General features: G+C 58.6%; 24 protein-coding genes. 7 read left to right on the top strand and 17 right to left on the bottom strand.

Annotated elements, in window-relative coordinates:
• Nucleotides 1-88 precede the first annotated feature (88 nt).
• The 3 genes from ACTG2O_RS08015 to ACTG2O_RS08005 all read left to right on the top strand — a co-directional run bounded on the left by ACTG2O_RS08015 (nt 89) and on the right by ACTG2O_RS08005 (nt 3855).
• Nucleotides 89-2026 (top strand): AAA family ATPase, encoded by a 1938-nt coding sequence (locus tag ACTG2O_RS08015; RefSeq protein WP_439975578.1) that lies wholly within the window; start codon nt 89-91, stop codon nt 2024-2026.
• A 353-nt stretch (nt 2027-2379) separates the two neighbouring features.
• Nucleotides 2380-3282: a hypothetical protein gene (locus tag ACTG2O_RS08010; protein ID WP_439975577.1), complete on the top strand. Its 903-nt coding sequence runs from the start codon at nt 2380-2382 to the stop codon at nt 3280-3282.
• A gap of 111 nt (nt 3283-3393) precedes the next feature.
• Nucleotides 3394-3855, top strand: coding sequence for a CesT family type III secretion system chaperone (locus ACTG2O_RS08005; RefSeq protein WP_439975576.1), 462 nt, complete (start codon nt 3394-3396; stop codon nt 3853-3855).
• Nucleotides 3856-3945: 90 nt separating this feature from the next.
• Here ACTG2O_RS08005 and ACTG2O_RS08000 read toward each other — a convergent pair whose 3' ends face one another.
• The gene (locus ACTG2O_RS08000; protein WP_439975575.1) at nt 3946-5649 is read right to left on the bottom strand and encodes an amidase; all 1704 of its coding nucleotides are present in this window, start codon (nt 5647-5649) and stop codon (nt 3946-3948) included.
• Nucleotides 5650-5905: 256 nt separating this feature from the next.
• A complete protein-coding gene (aguA, locus tag ACTG2O_RS07995; RefSeq protein ID WP_236303380.1) occupies nt 5906-7003 on the bottom strand; it encodes an agmatine deiminase in 1098 nt (365 codons plus the stop codon).
• A 156-nt stretch (nt 7004-7159) separates the two neighbouring features.
• Between aguA and ACTG2O_RS07990 the strand changes: the two genes are divergently transcribed.
• Nucleotides 7160-8113, top strand: coding sequence for a LysR family transcriptional regulator (locus ACTG2O_RS07990; protein WP_058059628.1), 954 nt, complete (start codon nt 7160-7162; stop codon nt 8111-8113).
• A 669-nt stretch (nt 8114-8782) separates the two neighbouring features.
• Nucleotides 8783-9127 (top strand): endonuclease domain-containing protein, encoded by a 345-nt coding sequence (locus ACTG2O_RS07985; protein ID WP_439975574.1) that lies wholly within the window; start codon nt 8783-8785, stop codon nt 9125-9127.
• Nucleotides 9128-9176: 49 nt separating this feature from the next.
• On the opposite strand, the gene ACTG2O_RS07980 is transcribed toward ACTG2O_RS07985, so the two are convergent.
• The gene (locus ACTG2O_RS07980) at nt 9177-9743 is read right to left on the bottom strand and encodes a TetR/AcrR family transcriptional regulator (protein WP_005335495.1); all 567 of its coding nucleotides are present in this window, start codon (nt 9741-9743) and stop codon (nt 9177-9179) included.
• A 199-nt stretch (nt 9744-9942) separates the two neighbouring features.
• Between ACTG2O_RS07980 and ACTG2O_RS07975 the strand changes: the two genes are divergently transcribed.
• Complete coding sequence (locus ACTG2O_RS07975; protein WP_439975573.1) at nt 9943-10980, top strand: alkene reductase; 1038 nt, start codon at nt 9943-9945, stop codon at nt 10978-10980.
• 114 nt (nt 10981-11094) lie between these two features.
• Here the strand turns inward: ACTG2O_RS07975 and rpoS are convergent, their stop codons facing one another.
• The 10 genes from rpoS to putP form a co-directional block, all read right to left on the bottom strand.
• Entirely contained in the window at nt 11095-12078 is a 984-nt protein-coding gene (rpoS, locus tag ACTG2O_RS07970) for an RNA polymerase sigma factor RpoS (RefSeq protein ID WP_005362773.1), read from the bottom strand.
• A gap of 45 nt (nt 12079-12123) precedes the next feature.
• Nucleotides 12124-13194, bottom strand: coding sequence for a LysM peptidoglycan-binding domain-containing protein (locus tag ACTG2O_RS07965; RefSeq protein WP_439975572.1), 1071 nt, complete (start codon nt 13192-13194; stop codon nt 12124-12126).
• 9 nt (nt 13195-13203) lie between these two features.
• Nucleotides 13204-13785: a YqaA family protein gene (locus ACTG2O_RS07960; protein ID WP_021229508.1), complete on the bottom strand. Its 582-nt coding sequence runs from the start codon at nt 13783-13785 to the stop codon at nt 13204-13206.
• A complete protein-coding gene (locus ACTG2O_RS07955) occupies nt 13782-14399 on the bottom strand; it encodes a protein-L-isoaspartate(D-aspartate) O-methyltransferase (RefSeq protein WP_005335507.1) in 618 nt (205 codons plus the stop codon). Before ACTG2O_RS07955 ends, ACTG2O_RS07960 begins: the two co-directional genes overlap by 4 nt.
• Nucleotides 14400-14406: 7 nt before the next feature.
• Nucleotides 14407-15168 carry a 5'/3'-nucleotidase SurE gene (surE, locus tag ACTG2O_RS07950; protein WP_439975571.1) on the bottom strand — a complete coding sequence of 254 codons (762 nt, stop codon included), beginning with the start codon at nt 15166-15168 and terminating at the stop codon, nt 14407-14409.
• Nucleotides 15149-16207: a tRNA pseudouridine(13) synthase TruD gene (gene truD, locus ACTG2O_RS07945; protein WP_439975570.1), complete on the bottom strand. Its 1059-nt coding sequence runs from the start codon at nt 16205-16207 to the stop codon at nt 15149-15151. The genes surE and truD overlap by 20 nt, the downstream gene beginning before the upstream one ends.
• Nucleotides 16207-16683, bottom strand: coding sequence for a 2-C-methyl-D-erythritol 2,4-cyclodiphosphate synthase (gene ispF / locus ACTG2O_RS07940; protein ID WP_005335518.1), 477 nt, complete (start codon nt 16681-16683; stop codon nt 16207-16209). Before ispF ends, truD begins: the two co-directional genes overlap by 1 nt.
• 146 nt (nt 16684-16829) lie before the next feature.
• The gene (ispD, locus tag ACTG2O_RS07935) at nt 16830-17522 is read right to left on the bottom strand and encodes a 2-C-methyl-D-erythritol 4-phosphate cytidylyltransferase (protein ID WP_421325597.1); all 693 of its coding nucleotides are present in this window, start codon (nt 17520-17522) and stop codon (nt 16830-16832) included.
• A complete protein-coding gene (ftsB, locus tag ACTG2O_RS07930; protein WP_005335520.1) occupies nt 17515-17832 on the bottom strand; it encodes a cell division protein FtsB in 318 nt (105 codons plus the stop codon). Before ftsB ends, ispD begins: the two co-directional genes overlap by 8 nt.
• Before the next feature lie 208 nt (nt 17833-18040).
• On the bottom strand, nt 18041-19558 hold the full coding sequence (gene putP / locus ACTG2O_RS07925; RefSeq protein WP_139739835.1) for a sodium/proline symporter PutP: 1518 nt from the start codon (nt 19556-19558) through the stop codon (nt 18041-18043).
• Nucleotides 19559-19883: 325 nt separating this feature from the next.
• On the opposite strand from putP, the gene ACTG2O_RS07920 reads away from it, so the two are divergent.
• Nucleotides 19884-20777, top strand: coding sequence for a VirK/YbjX family protein (locus ACTG2O_RS07920; protein ID WP_439975569.1), 894 nt, complete (start codon nt 19884-19886; stop codon nt 20775-20777).
• 68 nt (nt 20778-20845) lie between these two features.
• Here ACTG2O_RS07920 and ACTG2O_RS07915 read toward each other — a convergent pair whose 3' ends face one another.
• The 4 genes from ACTG2O_RS07915 to ACTG2O_RS07900 form a co-directional block, all read right to left on the bottom strand.
• Nucleotides 20846-21772, bottom strand: coding sequence for a L,D-transpeptidase family protein (locus ACTG2O_RS07915; RefSeq protein ID WP_005354531.1), 927 nt, complete (start codon nt 21770-21772; stop codon nt 20846-20848).
• A 187-nt stretch (nt 21773-21959) separates the two neighbouring features.
• Nucleotides 21960-23201, bottom strand: a complete 1242-nt coding sequence (locus ACTG2O_RS07910) for a mechanosensitive ion channel family protein (protein WP_005335524.1) — start codon at nt 23199-23201, stop codon at nt 21960-21962.
• A gap of 146 nt (nt 23202-23347) precedes the next feature.
• A complete protein-coding gene (locus ACTG2O_RS07905) occupies nt 23348-24547 on the bottom strand; it encodes an acetate kinase (RefSeq protein ID WP_005354534.1) in 1200 nt (399 codons plus the stop codon).
• A gap of 221 nt (nt 24548-24768) precedes the next feature.
• On the bottom strand, nt 24769-25239 hold the full coding sequence (locus ACTG2O_RS07900; RefSeq protein WP_047439443.1) for a YhcH/YjgK/YiaL family protein: 471 nt from the start codon (nt 25237-25239) through the stop codon (nt 24769-24771).
• Nucleotides 25240-25246: the final 7 nt, after the last annotated feature.

Here is a 25246-nt window from a genome sequence, read left to right as displayed (position 1 = left end):
TTAATTCATACTCTGTGATTCACATGGGTATCAATCCTCATTTAATAATATTATCATCAACACATTACCCCTTACTATTGAGTGTTACATGATCTTTTCACTTTTTTTAAGAAACTATAAAACTTATAGAGGATGGAATTTCATCCCAGTTTCAAATGGTGAGCATTTCTCTGCTTTGGTAGGTGAGAATGGCGTAGGCAAGAGCTCTATTCTAGAGGCACTAGATGTTTATTTTAATAGTCCAAACTCCGACTGGAACTACAATCACAGCGTAGCAAAAAGTGGTTTCAGCTCTACAGAACCAACGATATGCCCTATTTTCATAGTGCCAAAATCATACATAAATAAATCTAGAAATATTTATAAATGGCTTGAAGTTGTCAGTCAAATAACATGGCAATTGGAATTTCAACAATTTAACTCCTCACATATAAGCATTGCTAACGAATTTATTAAGCAGCTTGACCGCTTTAAAGCTGAGAATAAAAATCACGAAAAGACATTTTTTATCTTCCCACTTGCGGTAGAAAAGAAAAGTCAACGAGAAACAAAATTTTCACTATCCATATTTCATGGTGTCTCAGAATACAAAGATGATTTATTTGAACAATTTGAAATAGAACTAGATGATTTTATTGAGGAGGCTAGGGAACTTGTTTTAGAACTTTTCGAGTACATATATATACCTTCTGAAATTGATTTTGAACACTATACAAAAATAGAAAGTAATACGACTCAGTCCCTAATGGGCACCACTGTAGACGAGATTGTAAGAAAGGCAGTGGACGAGAAACTGATAAAAGAAATAAATACAAATCTAGACAACTTCATTGGTGAAGTAAGTAACTACCTGGGTACATACGAATACAAAAAGCCGGCTAAAAAACAAACCTTGTTCAATTTGACCCATCTATCATCCAAAATAATTGAAACCTACTTTGAATCCAAGGTGTTGAACTTAAAGTCAACAGGTGAATCGACACCTATTTTTCACTGTAGTTCAGGTGAAAAACGCAAAGCTATTATAGATTTAGCAAGTGCATTTATTATAAAGTCTACAGATAGACGTAGACATGTCATTTTAGCTATTGATGAACCAGAGATATCACTTCATACGTCATCTTGCTTCTCCCAATTCGAAAAGCTACGGCACATTTCATCTGGTGGAGTACAAACCCTTATTGCTACCCATTGGTATGGATTTATGTCTGCTGTTCCTGCTGGAGCGGCGATATACATAGCCGAACAGGAGAATGATAAAAAAGCATACTTAATTGATCTATCTAGATTTAGAGAAGATATAAAACATATAAAGGAAGAGTCGCAAGGAAAGCAGCCTGCAAGCATTGAACTGAAAAACATTAATGATCTTGTTCAGTCCATTATTGCATCAGTCACATCTGAAGAGCGCGGATGGATTATATGTGAAGGAAGTTCAGACAAAAGATACATTGAACACTGGATAGGAAAGGAACCTAATATAAACGTCATATCCATAGGTGGTTCAAAGTATGTAAAAAAGCTATATGAATACTTTCATTTGGCTCTTGAAGAGGATCGACAAGAAATAAAGGGCAAGATATTTTGCTTATTAGACACTGATAAGCAATATGAAAAATACATTTCTAAAACATCGATTAAACAAATAGCAATTAAACGCCTGCATAATTGTACAGCGAAGAATGAAACCACATTGAAAAGCACTAACGACAATAAATTTTTCCCTCCAACTGAGATTGAAGATTGCTTAGATGCTAAAAAATTCATAGAAACATTTTCATTCTTTTCAAATGCACTAGAAAATGTGGAATTTAAAGAGCTATCAAAAAAAATGAAAGTACACATAGCTAATTCACCATCAGGTCTATCTCTAAACCTTGGCCATATAGAACAAACTCAACTCGAAAGTTTTTTTGACACTGCAGGTATGAAAACGAACTTCTCCAAGAAATATTGTGAGCTAGACACGGTAAAAAATGTGCCTAACTGGATAAATCAGATTAAAGAATTTCTCGCAAACAAATAGTTCTTCAGTCCATGAACTGAAACTAAACAGAATTACTTCATAGAACCGTAAATAATGAAAAACCACCTGCATAGCAGGTGGCTTTTCATTATTTAAGAATCCACCTGATAGATTTAACTGTATGTACAGATCTAGTTATCACCCCAACGGCGGCGTCCGCAGCGGCACCATTAGCTTGCTGCCGGTGGACTCAACGCCGAGGCAACACAGCAAACTGTTCCCCTCACACACACGCCAGCGCAGACCAACCCCAAACTAAAATAGTGCAACCATGGCTAATAAACGCCGTTTTCACTGACGGGTATGATGCAGGCCAGATGTATCGCTTGTTAGTGAGATAAGGAACCAAGGTCATGGCTATTCATGGAGCTACCCCGGTGATGTTGAAGGCTATCGACAGCCTGCAGCTCGCCAGCGTCAATCCCGGCAGCAATCAGAAGCTTGCCCTTCATCTGGGTGAAGGCAAGGAGTACACCATTCATATCGGCAAGAGTGGGGATGTCTCCGTACAACGGGACCTGGCCCATTTAAGCACGCTGGGCCGAATCAAAAATGCGGTGGTCGATTTCTTTAGCCGCGCCGCCACCAAGGGGGAGAGTGCGCTCACCACCCGGGCCACTCAAATTCAGTCCGAGGTGCAGCGGCAACTGACCGAACTTGGCCAAGCCAAGAAGATTGTGCAGCAAGCCTTTAACCAGCCCGTCAGCGAGTTCAAGAACGAGGCCCAATATCTGAAGCCGGGTAGCGACCCCAAAACGGCGACCATGGCCGATATCACAGATGCCAACAAGAAGCGCCTCGGTCTGGAGACGCTGGAGAAGGACTCACTAAGCTTTGTGCAGCAGCACTTCTCCAGCTTTATCAACGGTAAAGATGCCATCTTCAGCATGCTGAGCAGTCGGGTGATCGAGCGGACGATCGCCCTGCACGAGTCACTCTCGGGTGAGGCACTCAGTTCGGCGTTGAATACCCTGGGCCATGAATCGGAGGCGTTCAACGCCAAGGTCAATGCCGAGTTCAATCGCAGCTTCGTCCAGCTGTTTGAGCAAAGAGCCAACGCCGAGCTGGACGCCCTGACCGAGGCAAACACCCGCGCCAACAAGACCTCACCGCTGGTCGAAGAGCGCACTGGCTCATCGGATGGGGAGAGCGTCGCCGCCAAGATGAAGAAAAGCGTGCGCTTTAACGACAATCCGGTGAGCGATGTCCGGATGTTCGAGCTGGAAGAGGGCCGAGCACTCAATATCAAGGTGTAACCCTTGCCATGAATATGGATGACGGCCCGGCCCGCTCGGTGGCGGGCCGTCTCTTGGTGATCGTGCCCTGCCCCTTCGAAGACGACCGGGCAACCGGACTGGAGTGTTGTGTTGGATATCTATCAGAAAATCGTGGCCGAGCTGTCGGTCGAACCGCTGGCCTTCGATGAAAACGGCGTCTGCACGTTCGAGATCCAGCGAACAGCAGAGGAAGCGAGCGCCCCCTTTGTGGTCAATATCGTGGCTCAGCCCGACGAAATGGCGCTGGTGCTCTCGGTGACCACGGCGAGCGATCTTCCCGCGCGCCTGTCTCGCGAATTGTTCCTGCGTTTTGGCGAGCATGCCCTCGCCCCCTTGCGCCATGGCTACGGAGTCGGCATCTATCCCGGCACCGAGCGGGTATCGTTTTTCTCCCGGATAGCGCTGGGGAGCTATCGTCCGCAGCAGATCAGGGAAAGCCTCGCCGATCTGCTGGAGAAGGCCCACGAGTGGGAGGCCAGCTTGTCCCAAGATGAGCAGACCCCGCCTGTGACAAAAAGCGAAATGGGTGCGGGCCAGAACATCCGGGTGTGATAGCCAAAGCCAGAAAATGGACGAAAAAGAGGGAGGCATGATGCCTCCCTCTCTCTTTGTGCCTGACCTAACAACAATCAGGCCAGCTGATCAAGCCAGCGGTGGCGTCCGCGGCGGCACCATACGCTTGCTGCCGGTGGACTCGAAGGCCGAAGCAAAGCGCAGCAGGTTGTTGTCGTCATAGGCGCGACCGGCGAAGGTCAGGCCCACCGGCATACCGATATCGGCCATCACCCCCATGGGGACGGTGACGGTCGGCACGCCGAGGTGGCGAATGGCGAGGTTGCCGTTGGCAACCCAGATGCCGTTGCTCCAGGCGATATCGGCGGAGGCCGGATTCACATCCGCATCAGCCGGGGCGACGTCGGCGACGGTGGGGAACAGCACAGCGTCGAGCTGGAGCCCGTCCATCCAGTCTTCCAGATCCAGCTTGCGGGTCTTCTCCAGACCACGCAGGCCGTCCGGCACTGTGGCGATCTCGTCCCAGGATTTCAGGCCGCGCTTGGCCATATTGACGTACTCGTCCATGCCCGCAGCCAGATCGCCCTCGCGATTCGGCAGGGTGCCCGGATCGTGGGGGAAGATCTTCGGCCCATCGACATCCTCAAGCTTGTTCAACTTGGGATCGCCGTTGGCGCGCAGGAAGTCGTCGAACGCCCAGCCGGAGAGTTCCCACAGCTCGTCGTTGAGAAACTCCGGGCTCACGATGCCGCGATTGAACACGGTCGGAGCGCCGGGTCGGTCCCCTTCGCAGTTGGAGACCAGCGGGAAGTCCACTTCGATGACTTCGGCGCCAGCAGCTTCCAGCGCCTGACGGGCCTGCTCCCACAGGGCAATCACGGTCTCGCGGGTATGAATACGCTGACCGGTCGGGCCGCCGATACCGGGGTTTTCGCTGGTGCCGGCCAGTTCATCCTTGTTGATAAACATGCGCGGCACGCCGAGGCGCTTGCCCTTGAGGGCATCGGCCTTGGCAGCCAGATCCAGATAGGAAGCCGGACGCACTTCGGAGGCCTTGGGCAGTTGCACCCAGGGCTGCATGCGCCACAGATCGCCACGGGTGTCGGCATCGTCAGCCACTACCACATCCAGCACTTCCAGCAGATCATTCATGGTGCGGGCATAGGGCACCACCACATCCATGGTCGGAGTCAGCGGCCAGTTGCCACGCACCGAGATGACGCCACGGGACGGGGTGTAGGCACACAGGCCGTTGTTGGAAGCCGGGCCACGGCCGCTCGACCAGGTCTCTTCCGCCAGACCAAAGGCAGAGAAGCTGGCGGCGGTGGCGGTACCGGCGCCGTTGGAGGAGCCGGAGGCAAACGGCGCGGTCAGGTAGTCGGCGTTGTAGGGGCTCTCGGCACGGCCATAGACGCCGCGCTGCATGCCGCCATTGGCCATCGGCGGCATATTGGTTTTGCCAAGGCAGATGGCACCGGCGGCGCGCAGGCGTTCTACGGTAAAGGCATCGCGCTGGGCCACCAGATCCTTGAAGGCCGGGCTGCCGGAGGCGGCAGTCAGCCCCTTGACCAGATAGCTGTCTTTGGCGGTGTAGGGGATGCCGTCGAGCGGGCTCAGGGTCTCGCCACGGGCGCGGCGGGCATCGGAAGCTTCGGCTTCTTTCAGCGCATCGGGATTGGCGACCACCACGGCGTTGAGTTTGGTGGCAGTCTCGGGGCCGTTGTAAGCCTCGATCCGGGCCAGATAGGCCTTGACCAGTTCTACCGCTGTGGTGCGGCCTGATTCGAGCGTGGCACGCAGCTCGGCAATGGAAACCTCGGTCACTTCGATCATGGGGATCTCCTGTAAAAGGGTGACTGTTTGTCATGATGATCGCCGCATCAGCGCCGACGCTCATCACACCATCAAGAGATAAAACCCCACGGCGTGGGGTTTTGAATACCAGCTGGAACCGGTTTACGACCCGTCGCGAGAGGCCGTCAGCAAGGTGAAGAGCAGCGCAGGAACCGGAGTGTATGTGAATACATGAGGATTCCGAGCAGCACATGAGCCTTGATCACGGCTTCGCAGCAGGATCGTCATCCGGTTCTTATTTGCCGGAGGGGATCTGCTGGGTAATGCAGTGGATATTGCCACCGCCCAGCAGGATCTCGCGGGCCGGTACGCCGACCACGGTGTGATCCGGGAAGATCTCTTCCAGAATGCGCTGGGCTTCGCCATCGGTGGCGGCATCCAGCAGCGGATAGACGATGCGATCGTTGGTGATGAGGAAGTTCACATAGGAACCGGCCAGACGGCCTTCTGCCTCGCGCGGCACACCGCTGCCGCTCTCGACGCCTGCAGATTCTTCCTCGGTGCAGTAGAGCGGGCCCGGCTGGGGCAGCTTCCACACTTTCAGCTTGCGACCCTTGGCGTCGACCGCCGCTTCCAGCACCTTGAGGGCGGCTACGGAGCGGGCGTACTGGGGATCGTTCTGATCGTCAGTCCAGTGCAGGGCCACTTCACCCGGACGGACGAAGCAACACATGTTATCGATGTGGCCGTCGGTTTCGTCCATGTAGACGCCTTCGTCCAGCCAGATAAAGCTGGTGACGCCCAGATAGTCGCGCAGGTGAGCTTCGATCTGCTCTTTGGTCAGGTGCGGGTTGCGGTTTTCGTTGAGCAGGCACTCGGCGGTGGTCAGGCAGGTACCTTCGCCATCGACGTGGATAGAGCCCCCTTCCAGAATGAGCGGCGCATCGTAACGAGCCATGCCGTGCTGGGCCAGCATCTGGGCAGCGACCTCTTCATCCTGATTCCACGGGTAGTAGAGACCGCCCTTGTGACCGCCCCAGGCGTTGAAGCCCCAATCCACCCCGCGGCACTCGCCGGCCGCGTTGGTGACGATGGTCGGGCCGGTATCGCGAGCCCAGCAGTCATCGCTATCCATTTCAACCAGAGTGACGTGGGCGGGCATAATGGCGCGGGCCTGCTCCATAAACTGGGCCGGTACCCCCATAAAGACCGGAGTCGCACCACCGATGGCATCGGCCACCTTGGCGAAGGTCTCTTGCGCGAAGCGACCGGCTACGCGCCAGTTGTCCGGGCGAAACGGCCAGATCATCCAGACGGCCTGCTGGTGCGCCCACTCGGCGGGCATGGTGAAGCCGTCGGCGGCCGGCGTGGAGTTAATGGTCTTGATGCTCATCGCAAGGCTCCTTGCATGGATTGAGGCCCCCGTTTACGCCCGATGCGGCGCGGGAACCCGGAAAAATAACAGTGGGTCGCAGATTAAGACGTTGCGCCCCCATCCATCAAATGAATAGGATGGATTGTCCCATAAACACGGCGAATAATCCCCCCCATGAAACTGCACCAACTCGACCTCAATCTGCTGCTCGCGTTTGACGCCCTGATGACGCAAGGGAGCGTTACCCGCGCCGCCGAGGCGCTCTTTATCAGCCAGCCTGCCATGAGCCACTCCCTAAACCGGCTGCGCACCTTTCTCGGCGACCCGCTTTTGGTGCGCACCCCGCAGGGGATGCTGCCAACCCCGCGCGCCCAGCGGTTGCATCTCGGGGTGCAGCAGGCACTGCGGCTGCTGGAGCAGCAGCTAACCGAGGAAGAAGAGTTCGAGCCGAGCCAGTCGAAGCGGCGCTTCGTGCTCTGCACCACAGATTACGTGGAGTGCGTGCTGATCCCGCCGCTGATCCAGCGGCTCAGACGGCTAGCGCCGGGGGTCACCATCGAGATCCGCATCCTGCGCGACACCCTGCCCGAAGCCGAGCTGGCGAGCGGCGAGATCGATCTGGTGCTGGGCTTTGACGAGTACATGCAGGTGCCGGGGTATCTGGGCAAGGAGACCTGGCTCACCGAGCCGCTGGCCGGGCTGGTGCGCGCCGACCTGCCCATTGCCAAATCGGCCCCCGCCGGCGCCGAGGATGACCCCTCCCAATGGATGGAGCGCATCACCTTGCAGCAGCTCATCGCCATGCCCCACGTGTTCCACTCGCCCCTTGGCACCTCGGAGGCGAGCCTCGACCGCTATCTGAAGAGTCAGGGCTTTAGCCGCACCATCTCGGTCAACAGCCAGAGCTATATGTCCGCCGCCGCCATCGTCAGCCAGAGCGATCACCTCTTGGTACTGCCCAGCATGGTAGCCGAGCTGCTCGCCACCCACTGGCCGCTGAAAAGCCTGCCGCTGCCCGAAGACGTGCCGGATTATCACCTCAACTGCGTCTGGCACCCCGTGCATGCCCAGCAACCCGCGCTGGTATGGCTGAAAGATTTGATGAAAGAGCTGGTGGGACCGAGGTAAGACCGCGGCGTCTGGCATACCCCATCGGCGCATACGCAACAACCGGCGCAGGTGTGGCTCAAGGATTTGATGAAGGAGCTTGTTGGCCGACCATGATGCCCAAACCGAACCTCGATCAATTCCCTCTCCCTTTGGGAGAGGGTTAGGGTGAGGGCTGCTCCTGCTCCCTCCCCCTCATCCCCAGCCCTTCTCCCGCAAGGGGAGAAGGGAGCCGTTACGCTACAACTTGCAGCATCGTAGTCAGCCAGGCGATTCCCAATACATTCAAAAAGTTACCGTCATCTTCGTATTACCCAATCCCGATAGCTCCTCGAGCTGTTCCCTCTCCCATTGGGAGAGGGTTAGGGTGAGGGGGCTTCTTTCCCCTCATCCCCAACCCTTTTCCCGCAAGGGGAGAAGGGAGCCGTTACGCTACAACTTGCAGCATCGCAGCCAGCCAGGCGATTCCCAATACATTCGAACAGTTATCGCCATCTGCTATCACCCAATCCAGCTTCCCCTACTCGAATCCGACAATGAATACAGTGATGATCAGCCCAATCCCAACCACAACTCGATCTGTTCCCTCTCCCTCCGGGAGAGGGCTAGGGTGAGGGGACGCAATACCCAACCGGTAAACAGATGGGAAGCTGGCTATATCTATAGGGCGATACGGAGCAGGGGCAATTTATGGAGAGTAACCACTTTGCCAAGCGACTGAGACGGGATGCCACGCAGGCAGAGCAGATACTGTGGCAACAGCTGCGCAATCGCCGTCTGGCTGGGTTGAAATTTCGCCGCCAAATGCCCATCGGCCCCTATGTGGTGGACTTCATCTGCCTTGAACAGGGATTGATCATCGAAGTGGATGGTTCGCAACACGGAACACAAGCGAACCAGATGCATGACGAGGCTCGGACAGCCTATCTCAATCAGCAGGGATTTCGGGTGATCCGAGTGTGGAATAACGATGTACTGGGCAGGCTCAACTCTGTGCTGGATTTTATCCTGTTCTTGTTACGCCAATCCGATTGACCCCTTCCCCTCAATTCAAAAAGCAAAAACGGAGAAGGGGAAACCTAACTTACGCCCGCAGGGCCCGCATCAGCTGGGCGACTACGTCGTCGAGTAGGGGGCGATCGGGGCGGCACTGGGCGAAGGTGACCAACCCTTGCAGGTTGATCAGCAGCAGGGCGGTGAGGGTGTGGATATTGCTATCCGGGGCCAGCTCGCCCTTGGCCTGCGCCTGTGTCAGCAACTCGGCCAGATCCTGCTCCAGCTCGCCATAGATCCCCTTGACCCGCTGGGTCAGCTCCTCATCCTGCTCGCTCAGCTCCATCATGGTGCGGGTCACCAGACAGGAGCCGCAGAGCGCCTCACCCACAATCCGGTCGAGATAGGCCGCAAGGCCCGCCAGCGGGCTCGGGTTGTCGAGCAGGGAGCGGCGCAGGGTGCGTTTGCCCTCGACATAGTGATCCACCGCAGCCAGCAGCAGGCCGCGCTTGTTGCCAAAGGCGCCGTAAATGCTGCCCGGGTGCAGGCCGGTAGCGGCCACCAGCTCCTGCATGGTGGTCTTGGCATATCCCTTGGCGCGAAACGCTTCCATGGCATTTCGCAGTACCTCGTCCCGATCAAACTCGGCTATGCGCATGGTTCCTCCCGTGGGAAATGGTTCACCGGCAAGGGGCAACAGGGCCCGCCGATAAAGAGTGGCTGGAAAGGGCGGCAAGTTTACCCCAGCCGCCCGCTCGGGCCAACCTTCTTGAACGCGCATTCAAAAAAAGCTTGCGCCCGGCGCAAAAAACGTCTTGAATGCACGTTCAAGAATAACCCGTTCAGGACAACCTATCATGAATACCCTGTTTCAGCCGTATCGACTCAATGACACTCTGACCCTGGCCAACCGTTTCATGATGGCCCCGCTCACCCGCTGCATGGCAGGCCCTGGTCTGGTGCCGACCGAGCAGATGGCTACCTATTACGGTCGCCGCGCCGACATCGGCCTGATTGTTTCAGAGGCCGTCATCATCCGCCCCGACGCGCAGGGCTACCCCAATACCCCAGGCCTCTTCACCCAGGCGCAGATCGATGGCTGGAAGAGAGTGACCAGCGCCGTGCACGCCAAGGGCGGCAAGATCTTCGCCCAGCTGTGGCACGTCGGCCGCCTCTCCCACCCCTTCTTCCATCAGGCTGAAGTGTTGGCCCCCTCTGCCGTGGCGCACGAGGGCACAGTGCCCCGCATGCGCGCGCTGACCTATCAGGTGCCGCGCGCCCTGACCGAGGCGGAAATCGCCCAGCTGGTACAGGATTACGCCCAGGCCGCTGCCAACGCCATCGAGGCGGGCTTTGACGGGGTAGAGATCCACGGTGCCAACGGCTACCTGATCGACCAGTTCCTGCACCACTCCACCAACCTGCGCACTGACAACTACGGTGGCTGCCCGGAAAATATGAGCCGCTTCGCGCTGGAAGTGGTCGATGCCATCAGCGCCCACATCGGTGGTGATCGGGTAGGTATTCGCCTCTCCCCGGGTGCCTATGTCCATCTGGCGGGCAGCCCGGAAGATCGCGCCGTGTTCGACTACCTGCTGGGCAAGCTCAACGACCGCCCGCTGGCCTATATCCACCTCGGCATCTTCGATGACAACCTCACCTTCGATTATCTGGGTGGCCGTGCCTCCGACTATCTGCGCGCCCACTACAAGGGCAATCTGGTCGGGGTGGGCAACTACGACGCCGAGCGCGCCGCTGCGGCCATCGAGGCCAACCGCTTCGATCTGGTGGCTATCGGTCGTCCACTTATCGCCAACCCGGACTACCTCACCAAGGTGAAGAAGGGCGAAGCGCTGGTGCCCTACGCCGACACCATGCTGGCCGAGCTGGTATAACCGCGAAGCCATCACCAGACGACAGGCAATAAAAAACGAGGGGAGCTGTTGCTCCCCTCGTGCTATCTGGCTGATGCGCTGATCAGTTGGTGCGGGCTTAATTGGTGCAGATGCTTAATTGGTACGAAATAGCGCCTCGATGGAGAGCCCCTGGCTCAGCAGGATCTCCCGCAGACGGCGCAGCCCCTCCACCTGGATCTGGCGCACCCGCTCGCGGGTCAGGCCAATCTCGGCCCCCACATCCTCGAGGGTAGCCGGCTCATAACCCAGCAGACCAAAACGACGGGCCAGCACTTCCCGCTGCTTGGGGTTGAGCTCCTCCAGCCAGTGGACAATGCTGCTGCGCATATCATCTTCCTGTGACTCCAGCTCAGGCCCCATGCCTCGCTCGTCGGAGAGCACATCCAGCAACGCCTTGTCGCGATCGCCGCCTATGGGAGTGTCCACCGAGGTGATCTTCTCGTTGAGCTTGAGCATGCGGTTCACGTCATCCACCGAACGATCCAGCGCGAAGGCGATATCCTCGGCGGTCGGTTCATGATCGAGACGGTGAGAGAGTTCGCGCGCGGTGCGCAGGTAAACGTTTAACTCTTTGACCACATGAATGGGCAGACGGATGGTGCGGGTCTGGTTCATGATGGCCCGCTCGATGGTCTGGCGGATCCACCAGGTGGCATAGGTAGAGAAACGGAAGCCGCGCTCGGGGTCAAACTTCTCGACCGCGCGGATAAGACCGAGGTTGCCCTCTTCGATAAGATCCAGCAGCACCAGGCCGCGGTTGTTGTAACGACGGGCGATTTTCACCACCAGTCGCAGGTTGGACTCGATCATGCGCTTGCGGGCGGCTTTGTCACCGCGCAAGGCACGACGGGCGTAGTAGACTTCCTCTTCGGCAGTGAGAAGCGGGGAGAAACCTATCTCCCCCAGATAGAGTTGCGTGGCATCCATCACCTTGTTCAGCTCAGGTGCCAGCAACTCATCGGAGATAATATCTTCCGCCTCGGCGGCTACCTCCTGCAACTCTTCTACTTCATGAGATTCGGGTTCAGCGTCAAACTCTAACTCTGCATCCTGCATTACCAGTTGTTCTTGGCTCATGGTGTGTCTCCCTGACGTTACCAGAGTAAGACGGTCTCTCTGGGGTTAACGCTTTGGCAAATAGCTCATCGGATTGATCGACTTGCCTCTGTACCGGATCTCGAAATGCAATCGCACATCCGGCGCGTCCGTGCTACCCATGTTGGCAATGACCGAGCCCCCCTTGACGCTGTCCCCTTCCTTCACCCGCAACTCGTCGTTGTGTGCGTAAGCGGAGAGATAGTCATCATCATGCTTGAGGATAATCAGCTTGCCGTACCCCCTTAAAGCACTGCCAGCGTATACCACTTTACCGCTGCTGGCGGCGTAGACGGGTTGCCCCTTCTGGCCGGCTATGTCGATCCCCTTGTTACCCTGTTCTGCAACAGAGAACCCCTCGACAATCCGGCCTTTTGCGGGCCAGTGCCAAGCAAGTCTCGACTGGGAGTTGTTTGTTTTTTGTTCTTTGACCTGAGCGTATTCCTTCGGTGCTGCCGGAGCAACGGATTTCTGAGAGATGAACGGCGTGGTCGGACCAGATCCACTCGGCTCGGCCAACGGACGCGGACCGCTGCTGGGACGGCTCACGGCCACCGGCGTCACGGTTGCCGGACGAGTCGCAGCCACCATCTGGGTCGAACCGCCGCCTGCGGTCTGGACATTGAGCACCTGACCCGGTTGCAGCGCATAGGGGGCGCTCAGGTTGTTGCTCTGGGCCAGCGCCTGCGGCGTCATGCCGAACTGGCGGCCAATGCTGCTCAGGGTATCGCCGCGGCGCACCTCATAGGTACCGGCACTGCGGCTGCTGCCAACACTGGCGCTGGAACCATCGAGCCGCAGTCGCTGCCCCGGATAGATGTTGTAGGGCGGGCTGATGTTGTTGAGGCTGGCCAGCGACGGCACGTCGTTGCCGGAGTTGAAGGCGATGGAGTAGAGGGTATCGCCCCGCTTCACCACATAGCTGCCGCCCTGAATGGGGGCGCTGACCTGGGCACCGCTTTGGCGAGCCGGAATGGTCGAGACAAACTGCCCCTCATCAACACCATCTACCGGAGCTGCATTTTTACTGGAGGAGCAGGCAAGCAGCAGCCATGACAACACCACGACACTGCTTCCTTGCCAAATACGCGAACGCATAATGGATCCTTAACGACTAAACCAGAAATAGGCCACCACGGCCAGACCAATACAGAGCCAACCGAGCACATCTACGTAGTGCATCAGTTTGCGTTCCATCTTCTCGCCACCCCAGCGCATCAGGCCCGCAACCAGGAAAAAGCGCATGCCACGACCGATGAGGGAGGTGATGATGAAGGGCAGCAGAGCCATTTGCAACAACCCTGCCGTCACGGTAAACACCTTGTAGGGGATAGGGGTGAAGCTGGCAATGAAAATGACCCAGATCCCCCACTGCTCAAACCAGTTGCGAGCAATCTCGATCTTGTCCTGATAGCCCACAGACTCCACCAGTGGCAGCACGACCGGATCCCACAGGGCATAGCCAAGGGCATAGCCAAACAGGGCGCCCAACACAGAGAAGAGGGTAGCCAGCGTGGCGTAGTGCCACGCCTTGTGGGGCTTGGCGAGCGCCATCGGCGCCAGCATCACATCCACCGGGATCGGCCAGAACACCGACTCGATGAAAGCGGTGATGGAGAGATACCAGGGGGCATGCTTGTGGCGAGCCCACTGCATCACCAGTACGTACAAACGGGAAAACAACTTCACTCAACATCTCCGTCAATCAGGGGAACAAAACGTACCGGCTCCAGAATACGGCTGGTCAGCTGGGATCCGGATCGTTCGATCAGCTGCAGGGTCTGCTGGCTGTCACCCACGGGCAACACCAGTCGACCCCCTTCGGCCAGCTGATCGGTCAGTGCCGTCGGGATCTCGCTCGCCGCGGCCGTCACCAGAATGGCGTCATAAGGCCCCTTGTTGGGCCACCCCAGCCAGCCGTTGCCGTGCTTGGCCGAGACATTGTGCAGATCGAGCTGGCGCAGTCGGCGTCTGGCCTGGAACTGCAGCGACTTGATCCGCTCCACGGTATACACATGCTCCACCAGATGGGCGAGGATCGCCGTCTGGTAGCCCGAGCCAGTGCCAATCTCCAACACATGGGCCGGATTGTTTTGCATCAGCAACTCGGTCATTCGCGCCACCATATAGGGCTGCGAAATGGTCTGGCCGTGGCCAATGGGCAGGGCGGTGTTGTCCCACGCCTTGTGCGCCATGGCCTCGTCCACGAACAACTGGCGCGGCACTTTCGCGATGGTCGCCAGCACGCGAAAATCGCGAATATCCTGCGCAATGAGCTGATTTAACAGGCGCTGTACTATCACACCACCCTCATCCCTGCAGATCTAACCAGGCCCCCAGACCGGCGAGACTGTCATAGGCAGTCATATCGATGGTCAGGGGGGTAATCGAGACATAGCCCTGCTCGATGGCAGCAAAATCGGTGCCTTCACCGGCATCCTGCTGGCTACCGGGGGGGCCGATCCAGTAGATGGGCTGGCCACGGGGATCCTCGGTGCAGATCACCGACTCCGCCCGGTGGCGGTTGCCAAGGCGGGTGGTCTTGATCCCCTTGATCTGCTGGAGGGGCAAGTCCGGCACGTTGACGTTGAGGATCTGATCGGCAGGCAGGGGGTGTTTCATCAGCCCCTTCACCAGCAGGGCCGCATAGTGGGCCGCCGTGGCGAAGTGGGTCTTGCCTACCAGCGAGATGGCGATGGAGGGGTAGCCAAGATGGCGCCCCTCGGTGGCCGCGGCGACCGTGCCCGAGTAGATGACATCATCTCCCAGGTTGGCACCGTGGTTGATGCCGGCCACCACCATGTCGGGTTCAGGACGCACCAGCTCGTTGACCGCCAGATGCACGCAGTCGGTCGGCGTGCCCTTCACCGCATAGCTCTCGCCCCCATTAAAGCCGTTTTCTGCAATGCGGGTAACCCGCAGCGGTACTTCCAGCGTCAGGGAGTGACTCGCGCCGCTGCGGTTGCGATCCGGTGCCACCACAATGACCTCGCCGCAGGCACGCAGCGCCTCGCTGAGGGCACGAATGCCCTCGGCATGCACACCATCATCATTACTGACCAGAATTCGCATCGGTCTGATTCCTGAAACCGTGATCGGCCTCTTCGGCCTGCATTAACTCGCGCACCACGCTGGTGGCAAACGCGCCCGCCGGCAGGAAGAAGGAGAGGGTCAGCGCCTCGCCGTCCAGCTGCCAGCTCATCTGCTCCGGCTTGAGCAGCAGGGGGCGCCTGTCCTGATCCAGCCCGGCTTTCTCCAGCCCGTCACACCAATCGCTGTAAGGAGCCAGCACAGCCTGTTCGAACTCGGCAGCGGCGCCCTGACTGGCCAGGCGGCCACGGCCCCACTGGGGCGCGGTCAGCTGCACGTCGCCGGAGGCAAGACGCGCTTCCAGCTCGGGGGTCACGCTCTCTTCGCTGAAGATGGAGTGGCTACCCTTGAGCATCACGCAATCACCGGCCAGCAGCTGATGAGCTAGCCCCTGCTCGATACGGGCACTGACGATGGCGTTGAACAGCATGCTGCGGGCGGCAGAGAGGTAGAGGGAGCGCTTGTTGCGATCCTTGATCCGCTTGCCGGCAAACATCGTCTTGGCCGCTTCCAGGTTGTTGCCATCGCGGCCAAAACGCTGCTCACCATAGTAATTGGGCACGCCCTGAGTGGCGATGGCCTGCAGGCGCGCCTCCAGCCCGTCGGCTTGTTCCAGAGCGGTGAGACGCAGGGTGAAATGGTTGCCCTTGAGGTAACCGACCCGCAATTTGCGGTTGTGACGCCTGGCTTGCAGGATCTGGATGCTGTCGCTCTCGATAACCGACAAGTCCGGCTCGGCCTTGCCTGGCAGGTGAATGCCGAACCACTGCTCGGTCACCGCGTGGCGATCCTTCAGGCCCGCCCAGGTCACCGCATTGCGGTTGACCCCGGCCGCATCGGCCAGCAGACCCGCCACCCAGGCGGTGTTCTCGCCGGTTTTGCGCACCCGGACGAAGACATGCTCCCCCTCGCCACAGGGCTCGAAGCCGAGATCTTCATTCACCACGAAATCGGCGGCCTCGGCCTTGAGGATACCGCGGGCGGTGGGCGCCCCGTGCAGATAGGCAAGTTGTTCCAGCATTATTGTTTCACCAGTAGGACGACGGCTTCGGTGGCGATCCCTTCCTTGCGCCCCGTAAACCCAAGCTGTTCGGTGGTGGTCGCCTTGACGTTCACCCGGTTCAAATCACATTGCAGATCGGCGGCCAGCACGGCGCACATGGCGTCGATATGGGGCGCCATTTTGGGGGCCTGGGCGATGATGGTCACATCCAGATTGCCGATGGCATACCCCGCCTTCTGTACCCGGGCAAAGACATCCCGCAGCAGAATGCGACTGTCGATCCCCTTGAACTCGGCAGCGGTATCGGGGAAGTGGCGACCGATGTCACCGGCACCGATAGCCCCCAGCAGGGCATCGCTTACCGCGTGCAGCACCACATCGCCATCGGAGTGGGCAACCAGCCCCTGCTCGTAGGGAACCGGCACGCCACCCAGCATGCAGGGACCAACACCACCAAATTTATGAACATCAAAACCATGACCAATGCGCATCATCAGCGGCAACCTCCCAACATGCTGAAACCAACCCCATCAATTTTGTGTACGTCCACACCATGTCCAATCAGGATCATGCTAACTCCTTGTTCGGGCCTGTTTGTTCGAGACGCTCTGCTCTGAACGGTCTGTTCTGACTGAGGGGCTTATGCCTGCTGGCTTAAAAACAGCCCCGCCAGCGACAAGTCTTCCGGCCGGGTCACTTTGATATTGTCGGCGCGCCCCTCCACCATCCGCACCGTGAATCCGGCCCGCTCCATGGCGGAGGCCTCGTCGGTGATGGTGGCGCCCAGCAGCAACCCCTCTTCCAACGCCCGTTTCAGGGCACGGGTCGGGAACATCTGCGGCGTCAGGGCATGCCAGAGCTGCTCGCGCTCGACGGTAGCGATGATATTGCCCTCCCCATCGGAGCGTTTCATGGTATCGCGCACCCGACTGCCGAGAATGGCGCCGCCACAGCTCATGGCCGCGACAATCAGCGCATCGAGATCGCCGTGAGTCAGACAGGGACGGGCCGCATCGTGCACCAGCACCCACTCCCCTTGCGCCACATGGAGGCCATTGAGGACGGAAAAGGCGCGCTCGGCGCCTCCCTCTACCCGCACAATGCGCGGGTCGGCCGCCACGGACAGGGCCTCGAACCAGCGGTCATGGGGCGCCAGCGCCACGATCACCTGGGCGATGGCCGGGTGGGAGAGCAGCCGCTCCAGGGTATGTTCGAGAATGGTTTTACCCGCCAGTTGCAGGTACTGCTTGGGGCAATCGGCCCCCATCCGGCTGCCGATACCGGCGGCAGGGACGATCGCCGTCAGGCCGGATACCCGGCTGGCATCAGTCATCGTAGGGCTCATCGTCCGGCGCTGTCTCTTTGTCTTTCTCTTTGGGGATGATCCGGTAGAAGGTCTCCCCCTGCTTGATGTAACCCAGATCGTTGCGCGACAACTCCTCGATGGCCTCGAGGCCAGAGGTGAGATCATCTATCTCGCGGTAAATGAGGTCGTTACGATCCTTGAGAGTCTGGTTGTCCCGCTGTTGCTGCGAGATGGCCTCCGACAGGTTCTGATAATCGGATAGCCCGTTCTTCCCCAGCCAGAGGTCATATTGCAGTCCCCCCAGCAGGAGGATCAGGATCAGGGTGAATAGCCGCATGCACTAGGTCTCCTTCAGGCGGCCTAGTGTCCCATATTCGGTGCCAAGACAAAAGAAAGCGAGCACTCGGGAGCCACCGGCCGAACATAAAAAAGTGCCCAAGAGTGAATCAGATAGCACAAAGCCCCGCCAAACCGGTGCAAGGATGGCCAACCAGGGCGCTCCTTGTCCGGGGGCGGGGCTCTCAAGCAGAAAGCGGTAAGGGGGATCAGTTCACCGCGACCGGCTCTCCCGCGCTCTCGGCCGGAGTGTTGTACTCCTCCTCGGCATCGCGGAAACGCTCCAGCATCGCTTTTGAGGGCGCTTCGCCAAGCAGACTACCCACCACAATGGCCAGCAGTGCGAACAGGAAGCCCGGGATGATCTCATACAGCCCCAGCCAGCCGAACTGCTTCCAGACGATGACGGTGATGGCACCGACCAGCATGCCGGCCAGCGCGCCGTTGCGGGTCATTCGCGGCCAGAGCACCGAGAGCAGCACCACGGGACCAAAGGCAGCACCGAAACCGGCCCAGGCGTAGCTCACCAGCCCCAGCACCCGGTTTTCCGGATTCATGGCGACGGCGATGGCAATCACCGCGATCAGCAGCACCATCAGGCGACCCACCCACACCAGCTCACGCTGGGAGGCGTTCTTGCGCAGGAAGGGCTTGTAGAGATCCTCGGTGATGGCGCTGGAGCAGACCAGTAATTGACAACTTAGAGTGCTCATCACCGCCGCCAGAATAGCGGAGAGCAGCACACCGGCGATCCAGGGGTTGAACAGGATTTTGGAAAGCTCGATAAAGACCCGTTCCGGGTTGCCGGTCACCCCAGCCGCCACTTCCGGGAAGCGGGCGAAGTAGGCCAGACCGAAGAAGCCGATGGCCACCGCACCAGCGAGGCAGAACACCATCCAGGTCATGCTGATACGGCGGGCATTGGCCATGGAGTGGTGGGAATCCGCCGCCATAAAGCGGGCCAGAATGTGGGGCTGACCGAAGTAACCAAGGCCCCAGGCCATCAACGAGACAATGGCGATCACATCCAGATTCTTGAACATGTCGAGGTTGGTAGCGCTCTTGGCGGCCACCTCGATCATGGCGCTGTCTATCCCGCCGACGGCGATGATGACGAAGACCGGGGTCAGGATCAGGGCGAAGATCATCAGGGTCGCCTGCACCGTATCGGTCCAGCTCACCGCGAGGAAGCCGCCGAAGAAGGTGTAGGTAATGGTGGCGGCGGCACCGACCCAGAGGGCGGTGTTGTAATCCATGCCGAAGGTGCTCTCGAACAGACGGGCACCGGCCACCACGCCGGAGGCGCAATAGATGGTGAAGAAGAGCAGGATCACCAGCGCAGAGAGAATGCGCAGCACCTTGCTGTGATCTTCAAAACGATAGGTGAAGTAGTCCGGCAGGGTCAGGGCATTGCGGTTCTTCTCGGTATGTACCCGCAGGCGGCCCGCTACCCAGCGCCAGTTGAGGTAGGCACCGATCACCAGACCGATGGCGATCCAGCTCTCGGAGATGCCGCTGACGAAGACGGCGCCGGGCAGGCCCATCAGCAGCCAGCCGCTCATGTCGGAGGCGCCAGCAGAGAGAGCTGTGACCCAGCTCCCCATCCGGCGGCCGCCCAGAATGTAGTCATCAAAGTTGCGGGTGGCGCGATAGGCGACGAAGCCGATCAACACCATTCCGAGGATATACACCAGGAAGGTGATTAACATGGGTGTGCTAGCTGTCATGCAAAACTCCGTTTTGTGTCATTTTCTGCCCGCTCTGGTGACGGGCTCATCCCTAAAAAACCGGCCTAGCTTAATCAGCCGTTCGCGCCAGCTCAACCACTTTTAACAAACACAAAACACAATAAAAACCTTTGCGCATCAAATCATCTGCCGCATCAAGAGGATGGCGCCAGATTTCCTGCCGTGGCCGTGACGGTCATCTCGCAGCGCCAGCCGCTACTGAGCGTTATGTTTTCACATTTTGTTACTATCCATTTTTTACAAGCCAGCGCCCCGCTCCTACACTCCCCGCCCTGTCTCATTACACCAGTCAGAGGTCGGCACCATGTCATCTCATCTGTCACACCTGCGCACCCTCGCCCGCCGCCTTCATCCGGTGGAGGAGTCGGGTCATCTCATCCGACGGGCCAAGTATGTGGGGCGTCTCTGGCTCAATCCCGGCGCCCGCGCCCTCTATCGCCAGCAGCAGGAGCAACCGCTGCTGGCGCAGGCGATCAGCCGCTTCCCCGATATTCTGGAAAAGCCGATCCACCCCTATCGCCACAAGGGGCTCAGCAAGCGCCTGCGAGCCGGACTTATCAGTGGCCACTACCAGCAGCTGGCACGTCAGCTGCCCAAGGCGCAACAACTGGCAATCTACAGCGGGCGCGGCCTGCTGCTGGCCCAGTGGCAGAGCGACAAGCTGACGGCACCGCTGACCCTGCAACTGGATTACCAAACCCACATGGGCAAAGAGGGGGAGATGAGCCTGACCCTCAAGCTGGGTGACGCGGCGATCTATTACATGGCCCTCAATCTGCGCCCCGCGCCGAACCCGACCCTCGAGATCTGCTCGCTGCAGGGCGGCAAGGGGCAGAGCGAGGAGATCAAGCTGGTCACCAAGGCGTGCGGCGGGCTGCGCCCCATGTCCCTGCTGGTCTATATGGCCGCCGAGCTGGCCCGGGGACTGGCGTGCAAGAGCCTGCTCGGGATCCGCACCCAAAGCCACGTCTATCAGAGCAGCAAGCGCACCGCCGATCGGGTCAAGTTCGATCTCGACGGCTTGTGGCAGGAGCATCAGGGTTGCGTGCAGGATGAACTCTGGATGAGCCTGCCGCTGGAGGTGCCCCGCAAGACGCTGGAGGAGATCCCCTCCCGCAAGCGGGCCAGCTACAAGGCGCGCTATCAGCTGCTCGATCAGCTTGGCAGCGAGCTGCAGGCAAATCTGCTGCGAAGCTGAGTCAACCTAGCAGAAACAAAAAGGGCGAACAGCATGCTGTTCGCCCTTTGTCATGACGGGGATTACCGTTAGCGGTTGATCGCCATCGGCATGCCGTTGCGCTGCTCCAGCGCCTGCTTCACCAGTTGGGAGTCGCTGTCGGCGTGGGCAATGAAGCGGGTCACCGCCGGGGTCATCGGCAGCGGTGCCGGCAGCTTGGAGTTGAACTCCTCTTCGCTGCGCGACAGCGGCTGATGCACTTCCAGATAGCGGACACCATTGGGCTCGAGAGAGGCCTTGATCGGCTGGTTGACGAACTGGACGCGAGTACCGACCGGTACCTGCTTGAACAGGTAGGCGATGTCGTCGTTGCGCAGACGCACACAGCCGTGGCTCACCCGCAGGCCGATGCCGAAGTTGGCGTTGGTGCCGTGAATGGCGTACATCTTGCCGATGTAGAGGGCGAACAGACCCATGGGGTTGTCCGGGCCGGCCGGCCATACCGCAGGCAGGCTTTCGCCACGGGCGGCATATTCGGCATGCATCTTGGCGGTTGGGGTCCAGGTCGGGCCCGCTTTCTTGCGCTGCACGCTGGTTACCCAGTTTTCCGGAGTGTCGGTGCCGAGCTGGCCGATGCCGATGGGCAGCACTTCCACCACTTTTTTACCCTTGGGGTAGTAGTAGAGGCGCATCTCGGCCACGTTCAGCACGATCCCTTCACGGGGTGCATCCGGCAGGATCAGTTGCTGGGGGATCACCAGCTTCTCGCCGGTCTGTACCAGCAGGGGATCCGCATCGGGGTTGGCTTCGGTCATGTTGGTGAGCCCCAGCTGGAATTTGGCCGCAATGGCCTCCAGCGGCTGGCCGTTCTCTTCGGCCGGAACCACATATTCCAGATTCTCCCCTACCAGACGGCTGTTGGCCGCAGGCAGAGCATATTCAACAGCGAAAACCGGCGCAGCGGTCAGCAGCAGGCTGTAGCAGAGTGTTGCCACACTATTGCGAAGGAGCTTCATAACTTTCCCATGATGATGACTTGAAGTGACGTCTCTGGGCTGGCAGCTGATCAAGAGGGGATCAGGGGCGCGAAGAGAAGGCCGCCATTTTTCTCCTCTGCACGGCAAATTTCAACTGACAAGTGGCGACGGGTCGATGATTAATATGCGGTTTTTTCCACGTCCTCGACCCGTCCGGTTTCCCTGTTTATCCCCGTTGCCAGGCACGCATATCGTAACCTGTGGGAGATTGATGCAACCGCAGATGAAATTGCTCAATGATGGCGAAGATATGGTCGAAAATATCGGCCTGGATCCCTTCGTAATCGGCCCATGCGGTAGTCGCGGTGAAGCAGTAAATTTCCAGCGGCAAACCGTCTGACGTGGGCGCCAGCTGGCGCACCATCAGGGTCATGTCCTTGCGAATGCCGGGGTGGGCGCGCAGGTAGGCATCCAGATAGGCGCGCAGGGTGCCGAGGTTGGTGAGGTGACGACCGTTGATGGGACAACTCAATGCATCGCTCAGCTGCTGGTTGTAGGCACTCAGCTCCTGCTCCTTGCGGCTCAGATAGGGTGCCAGCAGCTGCGCCTGCTTGAGCTGCAACTGCTCCTCGGCCGTCAGAAAACGCACGCTGGTCATGTCGATATTGACGCTGCGCTTGATGCGACGGCCGCCCGACTCGGTCATCCCCTGCCAGTTCTTGAAAGAGTCGGAGATCAGGGCATAGGTGGGAATGGTGGTGATGGTCTTGTCCCAGTTCGATACCTTGACCGTAGTAAGCCCGATGTCGGTCACCTCGCCATCGGCGCCGTACTTGTCCATCTGCAGCCAGTCACCGACGCTCAGCATCCGGTTGGCGGAGAGCTGGATCCCCGCCACCAGCCCGAGGATAGGGTCCTTGAATACCAGCATCAGCACTGCGGTCATGGCACCCAGACCGCTGAACAGGAACAGCGGCGACTTGCCGAGCAGCAGGGCGATCATCAGGATGCCCACCAGAATGCTGCCTACCAGCTTGGCCCCCTGGAAGATGCCGCGCAGGGGCAAATCCCGACCAAGGCGGGTGTAACGGCTCACCGACAACAGGCAGTCGAGCAGGGCGAAGAAAGCCAGCAGCAGGAACAGCAAAATCCAGAGCTGGGCCACCATCTCGATAAGTTTCAGGCTATCCGATTGGCGGGGTAGCCAGATCTCCGCCTGACCGAGCAGCACGGCCCCTTGCAGCACGAAGGCGAGCCGGTTGAAGAGGCGCTGTTGCAGCTGGGGCGGCAGCCATACCTGCTTGGCCTTGCCGAGGATCCCCACCAGCCGGACCAGCAGTACCCGGTGCAGCGCCATGTGCAGCAGCAACGAGGTGATGACGATAAAGCCCAGCGCGATCACCAGCGCCATCAGGCTGGTCACTTCCACCCCAAGGCCCGACAACCAGTTAAAAAACGCCTCTTTCATTGCTCTCTCCCGAACCGGGCAGCCCGCTGGCTGCAAAAACAGTGGTGGTCAGGGTACCGCTCCCCTACCCCATGTCAAATCGGCGTACGCCAGAAATGACAACGCCCGGCACAGGCCGGGCGTTGTTTAAAAGCGAGGCTGACTGACTAGCAGACCAGGCTCAGGGCATCGCGAGCGATGACCAGCTCTTCGTTGGTAGGGATCACCATGGCGCAACGGCTGTCGGCGGTGGTGATGCGACCTTCGCCACCCAGTACCGCGGCGTTGTTGGCCTCTTTGTCCACCTTGAAGCCGAACAGGGCCAGACGGTTCAGCACCATCTCGCGCACCATGGCGGCGTTCTCACCGATACCACCGGTAAAGACCACGGCGTCCAGACGACCGTCCATCGCAGCGGCATAGGCGCCGACATACTTGGCCACACGGTAGGTGAAGACATCCAGCGCACGCTTGGCACCGGCGTCGGTAGCGTAGTTGGTGGTGACGTAGCGGCAGTCGCTGCTCGCTTCGGTCATCCCCAGCAGACCGGACTCACGGGTCAGGGTGTGGTTGATCTGCTCCACGCTGTAACCGAGCTGGTCGTGCATGAAGAAGACCACGGCCGGATCGATATCACCGGAGCGGGTACCCATCGCCAGACCTTCCAGCGGAGTCAGACCCATGGAGGTGTCAACGGATTCGCCGTTCTTGATGGCGCAGACAGAGGCACCGTTACCCAGGTGGCAGTTGATGATGTTCAGTTCATTCAACGGCTTGCCCAGCTCTTTCGCGGCTTCTTCCGCGATGTAGCGGTGAGAAGTACCGTGGGCACCGTAACGACGGATGCCGTGTTCGCGGTAGAGCTTGTGCGGCAGCGCATAGAGGTAGGCCTCTTGCGGCAGAGTCTGGTGGAAGGCGGTGTCGAAGACGGCCACGTTCTTCTCGGACAGCTGCGGGAACACTTTCAGCGCGGCGCGAATACCGATGAGGTGCGCCGGGTTGTGCAGCGGGGCGAACGGAATGGCGGCTTCGATACCGGCGATCACGCCGTCATCGATACGCACGGAGCGGGAGAACTGCTCGCCACCGTGTACGATTCGGTGACCGATGGCCACCAGTTGCTCGGCAAGAGTCGGATCCTGCGGCAGGATGTGACCCACGATATGGTCGAGGGCCTCCTGGTGAGCGGCACCCGCTCCCAGCATGGCTTCGCCCTTGACCCCGTGGAGTTTCCATTTGATACGTGCATCATCCAGATTGAAGCATTCGGCCAGGCCGGACAGCATGTCCTCACCTGTTTCGGCGTCCATTACGGCAAATTTCAGGGAAGAGCTACCGCAGTTAAGGATCAATACCAACTTGCTCATTTTCTACATCTTCCTGTGCTTCGGCTTTATGCCGACAGTGTCGTGTCATCCAAAAGAGGATGGGATTCCCCTGCCGGGGGCTTATGGTCGCAGGAGGGTGCGTCCAATTTTTCAATTCTTGCTCTTGAAAGAGTCATCGCAACTTGTGGTGCGTATCACTGGTTTCAATGCTTGCGAGTCTCAACGCATCAGCTGCGCAGGGCTCACCTCAATGGGATTGCTCAGGCGATAGCCAGCAGGTCCTTGTGTACCTTGACCACCAGCTTCTTCACCTTGGCGGGCTGATTGAAGGTACAGAGCGGGCGGTGCAGCTCGCCCGGCCAGAAGATGGCGAAATCGCCCGGTTGCAGCGCCAGGTAGCTGGTCTGCTCGTCATCGACAAACCAGAGGTCGGGATGGGGATGGTCGGCGCCGTCGCTCACGTAGTCGTGGGGGCCCACTCCTATCCACTCTTCACCGCGCAGCAGCAACTGGATATCGAGATACTGCTCATGGAATTCGCCACGGCGATCCGCGGCTGGCTCGGTCAGATCCTCGCTCACCAGACAGAACAGGTTGAGGCCATCGATCTCGGTCTTGCCGAGCGGAGCATCACCCCAGTGCGCCACGCTCTTCACCACCTCGGCCATGATGCGGGCCAGCGGGGCGGGCAGCGGCGTCCGCTGCAGGGTGTTCAGGCTACCGGTGATCATGGCGTCT

This window comes from Aeromonas sp. 61P, from assembly GCF_051919545.1.
Classification (GTDB): domain Bacteria; phylum Pseudomonadota; class Gammaproteobacteria; order Enterobacterales; family Aeromonadaceae; genus Aeromonas; species Aeromonas veronii.
Note: the sequence above shows the minus strand (reverse complement) of the source record. Positions and strands in the feature narration are given on the sequence as shown.

Bases quoted from the DNA above. Each gene is read 5' to 3' on its own strand.
- ACTG2O_RS08015 (WP_439975578.1), top strand. From the start codon at position 89: ATGATCTTTTCACTTTTTTTAAGAAACTATAAAACTTATAGAGGATGG.
- ACTG2O_RS08010 (WP_439975577.1), top strand. From the start codon at position 2,380: ATGGCTATTCATGGAGCTACCCCGGTGATGTTGAAGGCTATCGACAGC.
- ACTG2O_RS08000 (WP_439975575.1), bottom strand. From the start codon at position 5,649: ATGATCGAAGTGACCGAGGTTTCCATTGCCGAGCTGCGTGCCACGCTC.
- aguA (WP_236303380.1), bottom strand. From the start codon at position 7,003: ATGAGCATCAAGACCATTAACTCCACGCCGGCCGCCGACGGCTTCACC.
- ACTG2O_RS07990 (WP_058059628.1), top strand. From the start codon at position 7,160: ATGAAACTGCACCAACTCGACCTCAATCTGCTGCTCGCGTTTGACGCC.
- ACTG2O_RS07985 (WP_439975574.1), top strand. From the start codon at position 8,783: ATGGAGAGTAACCACTTTGCCAAGCGACTGAGACGGGATGCCACGCAG.
- ACTG2O_RS07980 (WP_005335495.1), bottom strand. From the start codon at position 9,743: ATGCGCATAGCCGAGTTTGATCGGGACGAGGTACTGCGAAATGCCATG.
- ACTG2O_RS07975 (WP_439975573.1), top strand. From the start codon at position 9,943: ATGAATACCCTGTTTCAGCCGTATCGACTCAATGACACTCTGACCCTG.
- rpoS (WP_005362773.1), bottom strand. From the start codon at position 12,078: ATGAGCCAAGAACAACTGGTAATGCAGGATGCAGAGTTAGAGTTTGAC.
- ACTG2O_RS07965 (WP_439975572.1), bottom strand. From the start codon at position 13,194: ATGCGTTCGCGTATTTGGCAAGGAAGCAGTGTCGTGGTGTTGTCATGG.
- surE (WP_439975571.1), bottom strand. From the start codon at position 15,168: ATGCGAATTCTGGTCAGTAATGATGATGGTGTGCATGCCGAGGGCATT.
- truD (WP_439975570.1), bottom strand. From the start codon at position 16,207: ATGCTGGAACAACTTGCCTATCTGCACGGGGCGCCCACCGCCCGCGGT.
- ispF (WP_005335518.1), bottom strand. From the start codon at position 16,683: ATGATGCGCATTGGTCATGGTTTTGATGTTCATAAATTTGGTGGTGTT.
- ispD (WP_421325597.1), bottom strand. From the start codon at position 17,522: ATGACTGATGCCAGCCGGGTATCCGGCCTGACGGCGATCGTCCCTGCC.
- ftsB (WP_005335520.1), bottom strand. From the start codon at position 17,832: ATGCGGCTATTCACCCTGATCCTGATCCTCCTGCTGGGGGGACTGCAA.
- putP (WP_139739835.1), bottom strand. From the start codon at position 19,558: ATGACAGCTAGCACACCCATGTTAATCACCTTCCTGGTGTATATCCTC.
- ACTG2O_RS07920 (WP_439975569.1), top strand. From the start codon at position 19,884: ATGTCATCTCATCTGTCACACCTGCGCACCCTCGCCCGCCGCCTTCAT.
- ACTG2O_RS07915 (WP_005354531.1), bottom strand. From the start codon at position 21,772: ATGAAGCTCCTTCGCAATAGTGTGGCAACACTCTGCTACAGCCTGCTG.
- ACTG2O_RS07910 (WP_005335524.1), bottom strand. From the start codon at position 23,201: ATGAAAGAGGCGTTTTTTAACTGGTTGTCGGGCCTTGGGGTGGAAGTG.
- ACTG2O_RS07905 (WP_005354534.1), bottom strand. From the start codon at position 24,547: ATGAGCAAGTTGGTATTGATCCTTAACTGCGGTAGCTCTTCCCTGAAA.
- ACTG2O_RS07900 (WP_047439443.1), bottom strand. From the start codon at position 25,239: ATGATCACCGGTAGCCTGAACACCCTGCAGCGGACGCCGCTGCCCGCC.